The sequence below is a fragment of the Bartonella vaga genome (assembly GCF_037070895.1).
GTDB lineage: Bacteria > Pseudomonadota > Alphaproteobacteria > Rhizobiales > Rhizobiaceae > Bartonella.
The window spans coordinates 140,984-158,881 of record NZ_JAYMZK010000003.1 but is presented as its reverse complement, the minus strand read 5'-3'; the positions used below and the strand labels follow the sequence as shown (position 1 = coordinate 158,881).

The window sequence follows — 17,898 nt, the reverse complement described above, 5'->3', positions numbered from 1 at the left end:
ATAAATAATCCTAGGTTAACTACATGCAGTATAACAGCAAAAGAAACAATGCGATATGATTTCAAATGATGTCGGTTATTTAGAAAAGCTTAATCCAGAACAACGACAAGCTGTAATGAATACAGAGGGACCTCTCTTAGTTCTCGCGGGTGCTGGTACTGGAAAAACACGCGTTCTCACTACCCGGATTTCTCATATTTTACACTCTGAGCTTGCTTCTCCTAAGCAGATACTTGCTGTAACTTTTACCAATAAAGCAGCACGCGAAATGAAAATGCGTATTGGTGAACTTGTTGGTACAATTGTTGAAGGCATGCCTTGGCTTGGAACTTTTCATTCCACCGGAGCGAAAATTTTGCGCCGTCACGCAGAACTTGTTAATTTAAAAAGCAACTTCACAATTCTTAATAGCGACGATGTTATTGCTCTTTTAAAGCAGCTTATTCAAATTGAAGGACTGGACGATAAACGTTGGTCAGCGCGTCATCTTGCAATAATGATTGATTCTTGGAAAAATCAAGGGCTTTCTCCAGAATATATTTCAGAAAGTGATTCCTATTCTTTTGGTAACGGCATGGGGCAAAAACTCTACAGAAGCTATCAGGATAGATTAAAAAACATTAATGCCTGTGATTTTGGCGATCTTCTACTTCATCCTATCTCTATCTTTCAACACAATCCAGATATTCTTCGCGAATACCATTCTAAATTCCGCTATATTCTTGTAGATGAATACCAAGATACGAATACAGCACAATATCTTTGGCTTCGTCTTTTGGCACAACAATCTAAAGGACAAGGTGTCAATCTTTGTTGTGTTGGTGATGATGACCAATCCATTTACGGATGGCGTGGTGCTAAAGTCGATAACATATTGCGTTTTGAAAAAGATTTTCCTCCGGCAAAAATTATTCGTTTAGAACGTAATTATCGCTCAACATCACACATTCTCAAAACCGCTTCTCACCTAATTTCTCATAACCAAGGGAGACTTGGAAAAGCACTTTTTCCTGATCAAGTAAATACTGAAGAAGAAAAAGTAAAAATTCATGCAATATGGGATTCGCAAGAAGAAGCTCGCGCAATTGGAGAAGAAATTGAACGCGCACAACAGGCCGGTCATTCATTAAACCATATGGCTATATTGGTGCGCGCATCATTTCAAATGCGTGAATTTGAAGATCGTTTTGTTATACTTGGCTTGAATTATCGTGTTATTGGTGGTCCGCGTTTTTATGAACGAATGGAAATACGTGATGCCATGGCTTATCTGCGTGTTGTTGTTCAACCAGCAGATGACTTGGCCTTTGAACGTATTATCAACACACCTAAACGCGGCCTGGGAGATATAAGTTTACGCACCCTTTATGAAAGTGCACGTGCACGTTCTATACCCCTCTTTTCTGCCGCAGCAGAAATAATTGAAACTGACGAATTAAAACCCAAGGCACGCAGTGCTTTGCGCAATGTTATTGAAAACTTTCGTCGTTGGCGAAATATGATGCAATGCACCCCTCATAAAGAGCTTGCTGAAATAATCCTTGATGAATCAGGTTATATAGCTATGTGGTTAGAAGATCGCACACCAGAAGCACCAACACGGCTAGAAAATCTCAAAGAAATGATCCGCTCTATAGAACAATTTGAAAATCTTGAAAGCTTTTTAGAACATGTTGCGCTGGTTATGGATGCTGAAAATAATGAAAATACCGATGCAATCAACATTATGACTCTTCATTCAGCCAAGGGACTCGAATTCGAAACAGTTTTTCTTCCTGGTTGGGAAGAGGGACTTTTTCCTCATCAGCGCTCATTGGATGAAGGTGGCAATTTAGGATTGGAAGAAGAACGTAGACTTGCTTATGTCGGGCTAACAAGAGCAAAAAAGCATTTGCATATATGGTTCGTATCTAATCGAAAAGTTCATGGACTTTGGCAGACAGCACTCCCCTCCCGGTTTCTGGATGAATTACCAGAAAACCATATAGAAGTTGTAGAAATGGGAACATCTTATGGTGGTTATGGAAAGTCTTCCTTTAAACACCATAGTCCCCTTTATAATGATTATAAAACACAAAAACAGAAGCATGCACAAAAGAATATTGAAGGAAAAATCATCGCTAAAACAAACTCTGAAACGCCCTCAGTGTTTTCAATAAATGATAAAATTTTTCATATAAAGTTTGGGTATGGTCATATCACAGCAATAGACGATAATAAATTAACGATTGTATTTGAGAAAGCTGGAGAAAAGCGTGTCCTCGACAATTTTGTGAGAAAAGCTTAACGCAAACATAACCAAAGTCATCATTCACAAGAAAAAGTTATTTCTCTTCATTGCATCTTGGATACCATATTCCATTTGTGAATAAAAATTTTGATTAGAAGCTTTTGCGTAGCAGACAATGTGTTGTAAAATTTATCAAGCAGCAAATTCCACCAAGTTATATCTAACAACACCTAAATTACATTATCGGGAAAACGCATCTTCAATTTCTTGGAAAAAACACTATGAATAACGACATAAAGTAAAATATCTTTCATTATGATAGCATTAGCAAAAATAACAGTACCATTTTCAATCCATATATCATGATTCAGTAAAACACATTTTTCACAATGTTTTTCACGACCAGGACTATCTAACGACATATAAAGAAATATAATGAGAGCATTCGTTAGGATGAAGGAATATTTTGCGTTAAAATACACTCTATGAGATGTTTTAGTATATTCACACATCATAATGTAAGCTTCAATAGAATAAAAATATCCAATATCGCTATAAATAACTTTACTGTTACGCTCAAAATAAGAAAAGCCCCCAACACCATATTACATCACGCCAAACCATCCGCTCATTGATTTCCAGATAGCGTTATAATTTACGACCCTGCAATCGTGCTATCATATTGATACAAAGTTTACTCTCATGGAATTTAAAATCTTTTTTCGTGTTATTCATCTTCCATCAATTGTTTTCCAAAAACTAATGTAAAAAACAAAGCAACTAGCTAAACAAACTCAACAATGAAACAGAGATTGCAAACTTAATAGACCAGTGTTATAATTTTTTTGGACACTTGAAAGAGTTAAACTATGAAAAATGTAATACGCATCTTAGGGCTAACAATTATATTTCTTGCAGGCATTTTTATTTATGATGCGTTAATAAACAAACCTTTAGGAAATAATTTTACACTTACTGATTCCAATGGAAAAACTGTCACTGAAGCTGATATTCGAAGTAAGCCTTCAGTACTTTTCTTTGGCTTCACCATGTGTCCTGAGGTGTGCCCTAATACATTAGTGAATCTTGATCGGTGGCTGACAGAACTTGGCCCTGAAACTGATAAGTTAGGAGTATGGTTTGTTACTGTTGATCCTGAACGTGACACCCCAGAAATACTCCGTGAATACTTGAGTAATTTTACTAACAAAATTATTGGTATCAGCGGAGATCCTGAAAAAGTTCATAAAATGGTAGATTCTTTTAATATCGTTGCTGAAAAAGTGCCCGGAACAGGTGAAAACTACACTTATAACCATACAGCAGCAATTTTCTTGCTCAAAAAAGGTGGAAAACTGGCTGGTGTTATTCCTTATGACACGAAAGAAGGCAATAGTGAATCAAGAGATGATATCGCCATTAAGCGACTAAAAAAATTAGCCTCAAAGTAAATTATAAAACCGATTAAGAGAAAGAACAAAATGTCGCAGCAAGTTCGCCTGTATTACGCTACTTTCAAGAGCGAAGCAGAACGGTTGTACACTCTTATGGAAACGGCTTTTGACGAAGAAGGGTATCCTCTTGCTCTTGTAGAAATAGATGAAAAAAATGCTGTATATGAAATTTCACTTTATGTAGATAAAGAAAACCAAGAAAATGCTGCTGAACGTTTTGCATATATCTTTTCTATAGCCCCTGATAAAATTAACTGTGAAATTTTACCCAATATTGATTGGGTTAAACAAAGCCTTGAAGGACTAACACCTGTGCATGCTGGCCCCTTTTTTTTACATGGAAGCCACAACCGAAACGATATTCCACCTAATGTTTTGCCTATTGAAATTGAAGCTAATCAAGCCTTTGGTACCGGACATCACGGAACAACAGCCGGTTGTCTGGAAATGATTTCCAAAGTAATGCAAAATGAAAATTCGCAAAATGTTCTTGATCTTGGCACAGGAACAGGAGTATTGGCCATTGGTATTGCAATGCTCAAACCTGTTTCTATACTCGCATCCGATATTGATCCAATTGCTATTCAAGTTGCACAACACAATATCGCACTCAATGGCGTAAAAGAGTATATTACAGCTGTCACAGCAACAGGTTTCAGTCATGATCAAATTGCATCACGTGCACCCTTTGACCTCATCATTGCAAATATCCTTGCTAATCCTCTGATTGAGCTTGCGCAAGAAATGGTACAGGCACTCTCAAAAGGTGGATCACTCATATTATCTGGAATTCTTGAAGAACAACATACCCATGTTGTGGAAACTTATATAAAACAGGGCTTAAAACATATTGAAACATATCACCGTCAAGGGTGGGTTACTATACACTTAAAATAGAAGAAAAAAGCATTGTTATGTATCAATCATTTGAAGAAACAACAAATCTAGACTGTACTGCAGAACGTATTTTCTCTCTTCGTAAAGAACTTGATCATCTTGGATTAGATGGCTTTATTGTCCCACGTACAGATGAACATCAAGGAGAATATGTCCCCCCACATGCTCAACGTCTTAGTTGGCTTACTGGCTTTACTGGATCATCTGGTATCGCACTCATTTTAAAGGAAAAAGCCATCATATTTACAGATGGACGTTATAAACTCCAAGTTCGTCAACAAACTGATCCTAGTATTTTTGATTATGAAGATTTAATATCTTGCCCATTGGCACAATGGTTTGCCAAAAATAAAAAAAAGCTTTCTATTGGTTTTGATCCATGGCTCCACACCATTACCGCCACAAATGCATTAAAAGAAGCATTAGAATTTGAAGCAGGTGGAAGGCTTATCGCAACTCAGTCCAATCTCATTGATCTTATCTGGCATGATCAACCACAATTACCCCAATCTGCCTTATTTATTCATCCTCTCAAATATGCAGGATGTAGTGTTAATGAAAAACTCACATTAATTCGAAAAAAAATACAACAAGCCAACGCAGATATTTTTATCTTTACAGATCCCTCCTCCATTGCATGGACATTCAATATACGTGGCAATGATGTTTCCAATACCCCCCTTTCTCTTTGTTTTGCTCTTATTCCCATCAAAGAAGCACCAACCTTATTCATTAACAGCAAAAAACTTGGTATAGAACAGAAACAATATTTGGAAAATTATGTAAAGTTGTATGAACCAGGGCAACTAATTTCAAAAATCAGAGATTATGCTCAAAAAGAAACAACTTTTTCCTTAGATCCAAGATTAACATGCGAAAAATTACGCACAGTTATTGAAGAAGAAGGTTGTTCTTTTGTCTCTCTTTCCGATCCCGCTGCCTTACCCCGTGCCGTTAAAAATGTTACAGAATTAGACGGTGCACGTAAAGCGCATCTGCGTGATGGTGTAGCGCTTACTCGTTTCTTTTCTTGGCTAGACAAGCAAACACCAGGCACACAGGATGAAATTTCTTGTGCTAAAAAATTAGAAGAATTTCGTATAATGACAGCAAATGAAATGGGCGAAAAACTTGAAGATCTGTCATTTGATACAATCTCAGGCGCAGGTGCAAATGGTGCAATTGTTCATTACCGCGTAACGAGAAAAACAAATAAACAACTAAATGCTGGTGAGCTGTATCTTGTTGATTCAGGAGGACAATATCGTGATGGTACAACAGATGTTACGCGTACAGTAGCAATTGGAAATATTGGAAAAGAAGAAAAACGCTGTTTTACTCTTGTTCTCAAGGGTATGATTGCTCTTTCAACCGCACGATTTCCAAAAGGCACACGCGGACAAGATATTGATGTCCTAGCACGCATCGCATTATGGAAAGCGGGTTTTGATTATGCCCATGGAACTGGTCATGGCGTTGGATCTTACCTTTCTGTTCATGAAGGACCACAAAATCTTTCAAGCCGTGGAAGCCAAGAGTTAATCCCTGGAATGATTATCTCGAATGAACCTGGATATTACCGCGAAGGTGCTTTTGGTATTCGTATTGAAAATTTGATGATTGTAAAGCCAGCACAAAAAATTAACGGCGGTGACATAGAAATGTTATCGTTTGAAACACTCACTAATTGTCCTATTGATCGATGGTTAATCCTACCAGAGCTTTTGACACAGCAAGAACGGCAATGGCTCAATGATTACCACGCTCACGTTTATCATATTAACGCGCCTTACTTAAATGAAGATGATAAAAAATGGATAAAAGAAGCGACAATGCCGATTTAAATAAATCCAGCATGCAGCATCTTTCACCTTTTTTAAAAGAGAGAAATGCGCATTTGGACCATCAAAGAAGGCAAAATACTCTTTAAGAGAACTTCAATCGTGTCCAAGAATTTAGAAATTAGAGCTATTTTGCAAACACAAGTCACATTATAATAATATAAAACGCTTACCAATATTTATTGCAACGCATAAGCAAAAACCACAGCTCAGATCTATAAGATGAATAATTATTACTAACCTAGTGCGTCACTCTTGAAGAGAAAGAATTTAAACATAATGTTTCTTAATCAATCGTAACCATGCTTTTTCATCTATAATCTTAACACCGTACTCTTGCGCTTTAACCGATTTTGACCCTGCTCCCAGTCCAGCAACAAGAAGATCCGTTTTTTTAGAGATAGAAGCTGATGTCTTGGCGCCTAATCTCTCTGCCAATGCTTTTGCTTCATCACGTGACATATGCTCTAAAATTCCTGTAAAAACAATTATCTTTCCTGCTATTGGCGAAGAAAATACCACCAAAGGCTCCTCATCAAGAGGCGTTACTTCCTCAAGCAAAGCAGATAAAATCTCACGGTTATGCGCTTCTTGATAAAAATCAACAATTGCTGTACCTACCTGTTGTCCAATTCCTTCAATATTAATGAGATCTCTCCAAGCTTCATTACCCTCTTCACCCATCTTATCGCATGGCATAGTGGCTGCCACCACAGCAGTCTCAAAAGCAGTATAATTTTGATAAGCGCGTGCAAGACGCCGCGCATTAACCTCTCCAACATAGCGAATGCCTAACGCAAATAAAAAACGACTTAAAGGAATTTTTCGGCAAGCATTAATAGCATCATAAAGTTTACGCACTGAAACAGCACCAAAACCTTCCATATTTTCTAAACGTGTCAAAGATTTTTCTTGGCGTCGTTGTAAAGTGAAGATATCAGCTGGTGTATGAATACAAAGTGTCTTATCCTGAACATGAAAGAAAAATTCCACTTGCTTTTTGCCAAGACCGTCAATATCAAAAGCGTTGCGCGAAACAAAATGACGAATACGCTCAATCGCCTGTGCTGGACAAATAAGTCCACCTGTGCACCGACGTATAGCTTCTCCTTCTTCACGAACAGCATGGCTTCCACAAGCTGGACAAAGGTGAGGAAACACAAAAGCAGCAGTATCTTTTGGACGTTTTTCAAAAATAACATCAACAACTTGAGGAATGACATCACCAGCGCGCTGCACAATTACTGTATCTCCTACACGGATATCACGCCCTTCACGAATTGGTTCACCTTTATTGCCAATCCCTTTAATATAATCTTCATTATGCAAACTTGCATTCGTAATTACCACACCACCAACAGTAATAGGTGCAAGACGTGCAACAGGAGTTAATGCCCCAGTTCTCCCAACTTGAATATCAATATCTTCCAAAAGAGTCGCTGCTTTTTCTGCTGGAAACTTATGCGCAATTGCCCAACGTGGTGAGCGAGATACAAATCCCAAACGCTTCTGTAACGTTAAATCATTAACTTTATAAACAACCCCATCAATATCATAGCTTAGGGAATGACGGCACTCTTCAATACCGTGATAATAGGAAATAATATCTTCTACGGTTTTAAAAACTTTTGTTAATGGATTTATAACAAACCCATATTTTTGAAACTTTTGCATCATCTCCATTTGGCTTTCTGCAAATGGTTCCTTAACCTCACCACAAGCATAAGCAAAAAATTGAAGCTTCCGACTAGCCGTTATGCGTGAATCAAGCTGGCGTAAAGAACCAGCCGCCGCATTTCTAGGATTAGCAAAAGTTAATTTTCCCTTTTCCTGTTGCCGTACATTAAGCGCTTGGAAATCTTCCCGTCTCATATAAACTTCACCGCGAACCTCCATAATACTGGGAAATTCACCCTGCAAAACTTGTGGAATATCAGAAATTGTCCGTGCATTCACAGTTACATCTTCACCTATATGCCCATCACCACGCGTTGCAGCCCGTACAAGCTTTCCTTCTTCATAGCGTAAAGATAAAGATAAGCCATCGATTTTTGGCTCAGCTGTTATTTCTAAAATTTGCGTTTTTGGAAAACGTAAAAAACGGCGAATCCGTTCAACAAAGTCACTTATATCTTCAGCGCTAAATGCATTCTCTAAAGAAAGCATTGCCTGTGCGTGAATAACCTTTTCAAATTTTTCAGAAACCGGTGCTCCAATTTTATTTGAAGGAGTATCTGAGCGAATTAGCTCTGGAAACAGAGCTTCAATCTCTGCATTACGACGACGAAGTGCATCATATTCTGCATCAGAAATTTCAGGCTGATCGTTATTATTATAAAGCACATCGTGACGTGCAATTTCTTTTGATAACCATTCTAATTCACTTTCTGCTTCAAGGGCAGTTAAATTTTTGATTGCATTTTTACTCATAAAATCTATTCCAAAATTATGGACGATAGCCATAAAAATTTCAATTCTTGTATCATAAGTGAAATATGAATGAACACATGCTCTTCAGTATTTTTATTATTTATCGATTATCTTTATGCAAGAAGCTTCTGAGCAGCTGCACGTGCTTCTTCAGTAATCTGTTCTCCTGCCAACATACGAGCAATTTCTTCTGCACGCTCATGCTCTTCCATTTTATGGATAGCCGTAATGAAGCAGCCTTTATCATCACTTTCGACCTTTGAAATAAGAAAATGGCTGTGTGCTTTCGATGCTACCTGTGGCGCATGCGTAATAACCAAAACCTGAACATTTTTCGATAAACGCTGCAATCTTTGCCCTATAGCGGCAGCAACGGCTCCACCAACACCTGTATCAATTTCATCAAAGATTAGTGTAGGAGCTGAACCTCGATCAGACAAAGAAACCTTCAACGCCAATAAGAAGCGCGATAGTTCACCACCAGAAGCCACACTGAGCATTGGTCCAGCACGTGTTCCAGGATTTGTTTGAACCCAATATTCAATACGATCTATTCCCTCTGCGGTACACTTTTCAGCGTCACTTTGCATTTCAACGATAAATTTTGCCTTTTCTAATTTTAATGCAGGTAACTCAGCCATAACGCTTTCAGATAAGCGATTTGCTATTTCTCGGCGCTTTATTGATAACGATTGCGCCAATGTATCGTAATCTTTTTTGGCCGCCCTCGTCTCCTCTTCAAAACGCGTTAATGTAACCTCAGCCTTCTCAAAATCAGAAAGCTTAGCATCCATTTTATCGCGTAATTGAGCTAATTCATCTACAGAAACATGGTATTTACGGGCAATCCCCCGAAGAGTGAAAAGACGCTCTTCTACCTGCTCCAATTCATCCGTATCAAAATCTAACGCCCTCATTGCTGCTTCGATACCATCTTGTGCTGCGGCAAGTGCATGCAATGCATCATCAAGCGATTTTACCACAGGCGTAATCAGTGTTTGCGCCTCAGAGATTTTCCGCTCTAAACGTCTTACTAAATTGGAAAGAACAGGAATTGGCGATTTGCTACCACTTAAAAGGTCATCAGCTTCCTTAATATCCGTCGCTATCTTTTCTAACTTCAACATATCCGCACGACGAAGGGACAATGTTTCTTCTTCACCGTCCTTAAAATCGTACTTATCAAGCTCTTCAACACATGCGCGAAGATAATCAGCTTCACGGATTGCGTCTTCTACTTTGATACGCTGTTGTTGCAAACGTTTTTCAAATTCACACCATATCTGGTAGCATCGACGCAAATTTTCTGTTTCAGCGTCAAGCCCACCAAAAGCATCTAATAATTGACGATGTGTAGCAACATCAACAAGAGCACGGTCATCATGTTGTCCATGAATTTCAACCAACATACGACCAATATTGCGCATCAACGCAACGCTTGCCGCATGATCATTAATAAAGACACGGCTGCGACCATCGCTTGACTGTACACGTCGTAAAATAATATCGCCTGTATCATCAAAGCCACTTTCACGGATAATTTGGCGTACAGGGTGTGAAAGAGGCACATCAAAAACAGCTGTAACTTCCCCTTGCATTGCACCCTGACGAACAAGAGAGCCATCTCCACGCCCACCAAGAGCCAACGACAAGGCATCAAGTAAAATAGACTTTCCAGCGCCCGTTTCACCAGTTAAAACAGATAATCCCGCTGTAAAATGAATATCGAGCGTTTCGATCAAAACAATATTACGAATCGAAAGCTGTGTCAGCATATAAAGTCAACGCACATTATTCTTATCACCACTTAAAGCATGTGAGATCCAAGAAGATTTATGCTCTTGGGGCAATATGTTACTCTTTTTTAGTAAATTGTAAGAAAATTTATACCACTCACTTTTGGGATAATTAAGTCCTAAAATAGCTGCTGCTGTCTGAGCTTCCTGAATTAAACCAAGAGCAAGATTAACCTCTGTCAAACGGAAAAGAGCTTCTTCAATTTGGTTTGTGTCCGAATATTCTTCAACCACCGTACGAAACCTTCTACTAGCAGCAAGATATCGCCTACCCTCCTCATAATAACGACCAATCTGTATTTCTTTACCAGCTAACTGCTCTCGCGCAAAACGTATTTTAGCTTTAGCATCCTTGACATACTCAGAATTAGGATAATGCTTCACAAGAAACTGCATAGCAGCAATAGCACGTTTAGTGTCGCGTTGATCGCGTGTAACATCCGGAATCCGGTGGAAAGAAGAAAGACCAATAATATAATAAGCATAAGCTACATCATTTTCTCCTGGATAAAGAGTAATGTAACGCTGAGCCATACTAATTGCTTCATCATACTTTGCGAGTTTGTAATTTGTAAAAGCACCCATCACTAAGGATTTACGCCCCCAATCGGTATAAGCATATTGCTTTTCAAGCGTAAAAAACTTTTTTGATGCTTCTCCAAGCCGCCCACTATTAAGGCTGGCAACTGCCTGATTATATAAAACATCCGGTGGGTCTATTTTTAAAACATATGCAGATGAACTAAGAGTATTTTTCTCTTTAAATAAACAACCCGCTAACATACAGGTGCTCCCCAAAAGCACTACACTTAACACCTTATATGCAACATTAGATTTTCTATATGGCATATTTTTAATACACACACGAGATTTTGTCATATATTTCCAGACTCCAAATAATGCCACGCTATAACTATAGCAAAAACTATTCATTAAAAGTTTTTATATCATATCGCTTTAAAATCCACTAACAAATTTAGTGATTTAGACTAATCATCCCCTTAAAAATAAATCAGACTATAAGAAAATCTTTGGAGTTTTCTGTCACTTTACCTACAAATAAATTTTTTCGTAACACGATTCATCTGCCAAAACAGCTTGCACTGACTGTGAATTAATTCTATGCCCACTACAGTAAGAACGAAATAATCCGATAAAAGGTGCTCCAAGCAAAGCAGTATCACCAATCGCATCAAGCGTTTTGTGCCTAACATATTCATTCTTCCAATAAAGACCATCCGAATTCATGACTTTTCCATCAAAATCGATAATAAGAGAATTTTCCAAAGAAGCTCCTATCCCCTTTCCAGAAACCCATAATTTTTCCACGTCTTTGACAAAACCAAAAGTACGTGCACGTGACAAATAGTTTTGAAATCGCTTTGTGGTAAGATCAAAACTTAAGTGTTGTTTACCAATAGTAGAATAAGGAAAGGAGATTGTTATATCAAAACGACACCCATCAAATGGAAAAAACTCTGCAAAACCGCTGCCTACCTCAACTCGCAAAGGTTTTTTTATAAGGAAATAAGAACGCAACGCATTCTGCTGTACAACACCAACCTCTCCAAAAGCTTGACAATACTGCCATGCAGAACCATCCAAAATAGGTATCTCATTGCTCGATACTTCAATAATAAGATTATCTAAATTATAAGCAGAGATTGCAGCCATCAAATGTTCAATCGTTTCAACTCTCACTTCTCCATATCCAAGCACTGTTGATAATTCAGTCGCCCCTGTTTGCGATGCAAGCGCTTGAAATATTTTCTCTGTTCCGTACAATCCACAACGCTTAAAAATAATACCACACCCAACATCAGCTGGACAAACCTTCACCACAGATGAACACCCACTATGAACACCATAGCCTTTAAATGTCACGGCCTTTTTAAGAGTAGATTGATATTTTTGCATTAATCTCATAACATCACGTGATTGGCTATTCTATGCCTTTTAGGGATACAAACCAAATAATAAATCACATAAATACTAAATAATAAACCCGCTTCAATAAGCGGGTTTATAAAAAACAGAGTATTTCTCTCCAAAATGCAATATATTTTACCGTACAAAATGTTTGCCTATCATAGAAGAGGCATCGCAATCTTTTCTCTTCCTTATTTATGCCAATTAATTTGCCTGACGGCGCAAAAATGCTGGTATTTCCAACTGATCTTCTTCGCTTATAAAACTACGCTGATCTTCCACTACATGAGGATGCAACTCGCCAGAACGACGTGGAACATAAATAGAAGCATCTTGAGAAAGCGCATGAGAATTTTTATTATAAACATAAGCTTCTTGCTGCTGAGAAGATCTCACAGCAGGCTCTAAGCGAGCTTCTGGCTCAGCTTCTTCACGATATGTCAAGCTTTGTTTCAAACGCTGCCAAAGATTACGAGGTCCTTGGTTAGTTGTAGATGACCTCTCACCTTGAGCATTATGAGCAACAGAGGGGAAATCCTTTAGCTCAGGCATACGCATAGGTGAACGCACTTGCATCTGTTGTACTTGCTTTCGTTGTACTTGTCTCCCTTTATGCTTCATAACCCCAGTCATTTCGTCAAGAACATGAGCCGTTGCCTCCATGCTCACTGGTGCAGTCATAGAACTTTGAGAACCACGGCTAACCTGCATACGTGGTACATTCAACATCTGCCCATGCACAGCACTTGCCCCATAGGGAGTAGCATTTGTACTTCGTGCATTAACTGTATCTGCAGGCTGTGAAAAAATTTGACTTTTAGGACGAAACTGTTCCCCAGTTGATTTTTCTATCTCCAATGCGTCTATCACTTCTTCCATTGACTCAGAAGGCAAAGGAGGTGACTGAACATGAAAAGAAGTCTGCGACATTCCAGGATCATTTTTACGAATTGAAGCTGCTGGTCTCTGAAGTTGGGAATGAGAGGGCTGGATAACATCACTAACTTCACGATCAATACCTGTTGCAACCACAGATACACGAATAACACCTTCTAGTGACTCATCATCAATGGCACCAAAAATAACATTTGCATCAGCATCAACTTCCTCGCGAATACGATTAGCGGCTTCATCTACTTCAAATAAAGTCATATCACGACCACCAGTAATAGAAATCAATAAACCACGAGCACCGCGCATAGAAGTATCATCCAACAGTGGATTTGCAATAGCAGCTTCGGCAGCAGCCAAAGCACGACCATCACCAGATGCCTCACCAGTCCCCATCATTGCCCGACCCATTTCGTGCATAACAGAACGAACATCAGCAAAATCAAGATTAATCAGACCCTCTTTAATCATCAAGTCGGTAATGGAAGCAACACCAGAATAAAGCACTTGATCTGCCATAGCAAAAGCATCAGCAAATGTTGTCTTTTCATCTGCGATACGGAAAAGATTCTGGTTGGGAATAACAATCAATGTATCAACAGACTTTTGTAAATCTTCAATACCAGCCTCTGCCGTTTTCATCCGGCGAGCACCTTCAAACTGAAATGGTTTCGTCACAACGCCCACGGTCAAAATACCTTTCTCACGGGCTGCGCGAGCCACAACAGGAGCTGCCCCAGTTCCGGTACCTCCACCCATACCAGCAGTAATGAAAACCATATGGGAATCTGCCAAATGATCGATAATTTCATCAATGCATTCATCCGCAGCCGCCTGTCCAACTTCCGGCAAAGCACCAGCACCTAAGCCTTCCGTAACTGCTGCACCAAGCTGGATCACACGTTCAGCCTTTGACATAGCTAAAGCCTGCGCATCCGTATTGGCAACAACAAAATCAACTCCCTGAAGACCAGCATTAATCATATTATTCACGGCATTCCCGCCACCACCACCAACACCAAAAACGGTAATGCGTGGTTTCAATTCCGCGATATCTGGCCGATGCAGATTAATCGTCATTTCCTTTTCCTTCTCATAAGACATCGCAAGCCAAAGCGATGAAATTTAATTTTCTATACAAACTTACTTAAAAACTCTCACGCAACCACTGACCAACACGCTGAAAATACCCACGCGTGCCCATCGATAAATAATTCACTGCAGACTGCATTGCTTTTTCTTCAAAACCCACCAATTGTGGATAAATTAACAATCCAACAGCAGATGTAAACGCCGCCCCTTTTGCAAGAGAAGGAAGCCTCGAAATACCTAAAGGCCGTCCTATACGAACATTTCTTCCCAACATAGTGCGTGCCATTTCAGGCAATCCTGTTAACTGGCTTGCTCCCCCAGTCAAAATAACACGCTTACCAATAACGTGACCAAAACCAGAACGATTTAAACAATCACGTACCATTTCTAAAATTTCTTCAACACGCGCACGAATGATCCGACCAAGAACAGCACGAGGATATTGAGTTTCACGATGTTCGTTTCCAATTTCCGCCACATTAATCATATGACGCTCATCAGCACTTGTCAGAAGCGCTGAACCATAGATAACCTTTAAACGCTCTGCCTCTGTAATAGACATAGAGAATCCGCGAGCAACATCAAGAGTTACATGATGCCCACCAAGCGCAAGTGCATCCGCATAAACAAATTTTCCCTCAAAAAATACTGAAAATGTCGTTGTTCCACCACCAAAATCAATACATGCTGCTCCTAAATGCGCCTCATCATTCGTCAAAACAGCAAGACCACTTGCAAAGGGGGTTGCAACCATTGCTTCAACACTCAAATGTGCACGATTAATGCAAATTTCTAAATTGCGTAAAGATGCTGTTTCCGCTGTTACAACATGCACATCCACACCGAACAACTCCCCTGCCATGCCAACAGGATCAGAAATTCCTTTATCGCTATCTAATACATAGGAAACCGGAACTGAATGCACAACACGACGCTCAACATCAAAGGATTTGCGAGAAACATCTGCAAAAGCCGTATGAACATCACGCCTGGTGACTTCACGACCATTCAAACGTACCATAGCATTGATAAGAGCACTTTTTAATCGGCTTGAGGAAAAATTCACAATTACAGAATCTACCACCAAACCAGCCATCTTTTCTGCTGCGTCAACAGCCAACCGTATTGACTGCTCTGCTGCAAACATATCCATCACAACACCGGATTTAATACCGCGTGAGCGTTGCACTCCAAAACCTAAAATTTCCATAGAATGTGTACGGCCATGCAAATAATGTGCATGCTTCAAAGGACGCAAACAGGCAATAAGACACACAATTTTACTTGAACCGACATCGAGAACCGTTAAAAAACGCGCTTTACGCCCACCTATATGATGTGATCCCAACAACATCATAAGCTCCCTGCTTTTCGCATTTTGAAAATGCGTTCTTCTTCTGCTACAGCAGCAGCACGACGTTCCAACGCATCATCTGATAAAGAAACAGTAATTCTATCAGAAAGACGTAAATCAACACTTAAAATATCACGAGAGAGAAGATCTTGTGCCTTACCCGTCTCAAGAAAAGAGGAAAGCCTTTCAAATGTGTCATTTTCAGGCAACAGAACACGTACCCCATTATTCAAGACAAGATCCCAACGCCGATCACCTACACGAACGTAAGCGCAAACATAATTGTACAGCTGTGGATATGCCGAAAGTGTTTGAATAAACATTTTGGCGGTACTTTGCGCACCCTGACCAACTATGAGAGGCAAACCCCGCACATCCCCCCCTTTAAAAGGCACAATGACGCGACCTGTCTCATCAACAATATCCATCATGCCACCATGCTGCCAGATTGCATACGGTTTACGCTCCACAATCGAAATACGTACAAGATTAGGATAAATCTTCTTAACGTGAGCTGATTGAACCCAAGCCTGCTTTTCTAAAAGAGAACGCGCCCTATCAACATCAAAAGTAAATATAGATGGAGCTGCATCAAGTCCTAAATTTTTTAAAACCTCCTGTTTTACCAAATGCTTATTACCACTTATGTGAACATCAGTGACCTTAAAACCAATATCTGATGCTACAGTTTTCATAATCATCCCGGTATAATAATCATTCGATAAAAGCCCATAAAGCACTGTAATAAAGAAAAATAATAAAACCGCGAAGGAACCAAAATGGCGCGGAACATAAATGTTGATAAACACAAACTCAGATATAAACCGGAGAACACGGCGATAAAGATGTGGCAAAGCTGGCACTAACAGCACCTCCATCGGAATAACTGTTTTATCAATAGTCAACGCATGCACGACGCGTCCTCCACCATCCACTGAATAACATCGCCATAAGTACGACCACTCGCTTTTGCAATATCAGGGACAAGAGATGTTGGCGTCATACCGGGCTGCGTATTAATTTCAAGCCAAATTAACTCTTCTGTTTTCTCATTAAAACGAAAATCAGAGCGGCTAACACCTCGACAACCTATCACCTGATGTGCTGCTAAAGACATTCTTTGCACCTTTTGGTAAATATTTGGTGAAAGTTGCGCAGGACAAATGTGAATAGAACCACCAGTTTTATATTTTGAATCATAATTATAGAATTGGAAGTGCCGATCTGGGAGAATTTCACAGACATCCAGCACCTCATTTCCCAAAACAGCACAAGTAAGTTCGCGGCCGGGAATATATTTTTCAACAATTACCTCATCTGCATACGCCCACTCAACCTCCGCAAAATTAGATGGCGGTGCAGATTCATTTTCTGTGACAATCACAACACCAAAACTTGACCCTTCACGCACAGGCTTAATCACATAAGGAGGCTCCATAGGATGCTCCCGCCCTATAGCAAAGCGGCTCATCACACAAGAAGGAGCAACAGAAACACCAACGCTTGCAACAATAATTTTTGCGCGCCCTTTATCCATTGCCAATGCCGACGCCATAACCCCAGAATGAGTATAAGGAATTTTTAAATACTCAAGAATACCCTGAATACGACCGTCTTCACCAAACGCCCCATGCAATGCATTGAAAGCAATATCAGGCTGTAATTGTGCAAGAACAGAAGCAATATGGCCATCAACATCTACGCGGCTCACACGATACCCCTGCTCTTCAAGAACATCAGCACAAGCCGTACCTGAAGATAAACTTACAGACCGTTCAGAAGAAATACCTCCCATCAATACAGCTATATGGTTATCTCTCATAACAACTTATCCTCATTAGAACACTATATATAGATCGCAGAGAAATCAGAGGCACTAGATACAGAAAATACCAAGATTTATCATTGCGAATCAATAACCTAGCACTTGACATAATGAATCAGACTCAAACGCATGACGCAAGAGATTCTTTGTTAATTTATT

At 39.5% G+C, this 17,898-nt stretch carries 13 protein-coding genes; 4 read left to right on the top strand and 9 right to left on the bottom strand.

The annotated features are described in order from the left end of the window. Window positions 1-55 precede the first annotated feature (55 nt). Entirely contained in the window at window positions 56-2,287 is a 2,232-nt protein-coding gene (locus WCP76_RS03450) for an ATP-dependent helicase (protein ID WP_336294295.1), read from the top strand. Between the two features lie 173 nt (window positions 2,288-2,460). Here the strand turns inward: WCP76_RS03450 and WCP76_RS03445 are convergent, their stop codons facing one another. Then, entirely contained in the window at window positions 2,461-2,652 is a 192-nt protein-coding gene (locus WCP76_RS03445) for an LbetaH domain-containing protein (RefSeq protein WP_336294294.1), read from the bottom strand. A gap of 447 nt (window positions 2,653-3,099) precedes the next feature. Between WCP76_RS03445 and WCP76_RS03440 the strand changes: the two genes are divergently transcribed. From WCP76_RS03440 to WCP76_RS03430, 3 genes are read left to right on the top strand one after another with little or no spacing between them, the layout of a single operon-like run. Continuing rightward, on the top strand, window positions 3,100-3,681 hold the full coding sequence (locus WCP76_RS03440; protein WP_336294293.1) for an SCO family protein: 582 nt from the start codon (window positions 3,100-3,102) through the stop codon (window positions 3,679-3,681). Between the two features lie 30 nt (window positions 3,682-3,711). Continuing rightward, window positions 3,712-4,581: a 50S ribosomal protein L11 methyltransferase gene (locus WCP76_RS03435; RefSeq protein WP_336294292.1), complete on the top strand. Its 870-nt coding sequence runs from the start codon at window positions 3,712-3,714 to the stop codon at window positions 4,579-4,581. A gap of 17 nt (window positions 4,582-4,598) precedes the next feature. Beyond that, window positions 4,599-6,425, top strand: a complete 1,827-nt coding sequence (locus WCP76_RS03430) for an aminopeptidase P family protein (RefSeq protein WP_336294291.1) — start codon at window positions 4,599-4,601, stop codon at window positions 6,423-6,425. Between the two features lie 267 nt (window positions 6,426-6,692). On the opposite strand, the gene ligA is transcribed toward WCP76_RS03430, so the two are convergent. The 8 genes from ligA to WCP76_RS03390 form a co-directional block, all read right to left on the bottom strand. Then, window positions 6,693-8,852, bottom strand: a complete 2,160-nt coding sequence (gene ligA / locus WCP76_RS03425; protein ID WP_336294323.1) for an NAD-dependent DNA ligase LigA — start codon at window positions 8,850-8,852, stop codon at window positions 6,693-6,695. A 113-nt stretch (window positions 8,853-8,965) separates the two neighbouring features. Next, a complete protein-coding gene (gene recN, locus WCP76_RS03420; RefSeq protein WP_336294290.1) occupies window positions 8,966-10,627 on the bottom strand; it encodes a DNA repair protein RecN in 1,662 nt (553 codons plus the stop codon). Window positions 10,628-10,633: 6 nt separating this feature from the next. Beyond that, a complete protein-coding gene (locus WCP76_RS03415) occupies window positions 10,634-11,527 on the bottom strand; it encodes an outer membrane protein assembly factor BamD (RefSeq protein WP_336294289.1) in 894 nt (297 codons plus the stop codon). Window positions 11,528-11,701: 174 nt separating this feature from the next. Beyond that, entirely contained in the window at window positions 11,702-12,574 is an 873-nt protein-coding gene (lpxC, locus tag WCP76_RS03410) for a UDP-3-O-acyl-N-acetylglucosamine deacetylase (RefSeq protein WP_336294288.1), read from the bottom strand. A 207-nt stretch (window positions 12,575-12,781) separates the two neighbouring features. Beyond that, the gene (gene ftsZ, locus WCP76_RS03405) at window positions 12,782-14,548 is read right to left on the bottom strand and encodes a cell division protein FtsZ (RefSeq protein WP_336294287.1); all 1,767 of its coding nucleotides are present in this window, start codon (window positions 14,546-14,548) and stop codon (window positions 12,782-12,784) included. A 67-nt stretch (window positions 14,549-14,615) separates the two neighbouring features. Beyond that, on the bottom strand, window positions 14,616-15,917 hold the full coding sequence (gene ftsA, locus WCP76_RS03400; protein WP_336294286.1) for a cell division protein FtsA: 1,302 nt from the start codon (window positions 15,915-15,917) through the stop codon (window positions 14,616-14,618). Then, window positions 15,914-16,828, bottom strand: coding sequence for a cell division protein FtsQ/DivIB (locus tag WCP76_RS03395; protein ID WP_336294322.1), 915 nt, complete (start codon window positions 16,826-16,828; stop codon window positions 15,914-15,916). The genes ftsA and WCP76_RS03395 overlap by 4 nt, the downstream gene beginning before the upstream one ends. Beyond that, on the bottom strand, window positions 16,816-17,736 hold the full coding sequence (locus tag WCP76_RS03390) for a D-alanine--D-alanine ligase (protein WP_336294285.1): 921 nt from the start codon (window positions 17,734-17,736) through the stop codon (window positions 16,816-16,818). Before WCP76_RS03390 ends, WCP76_RS03395 begins: the two co-directional genes overlap by 13 nt. Window positions 17,737-17,898: the final 162 nt, after the last annotated feature.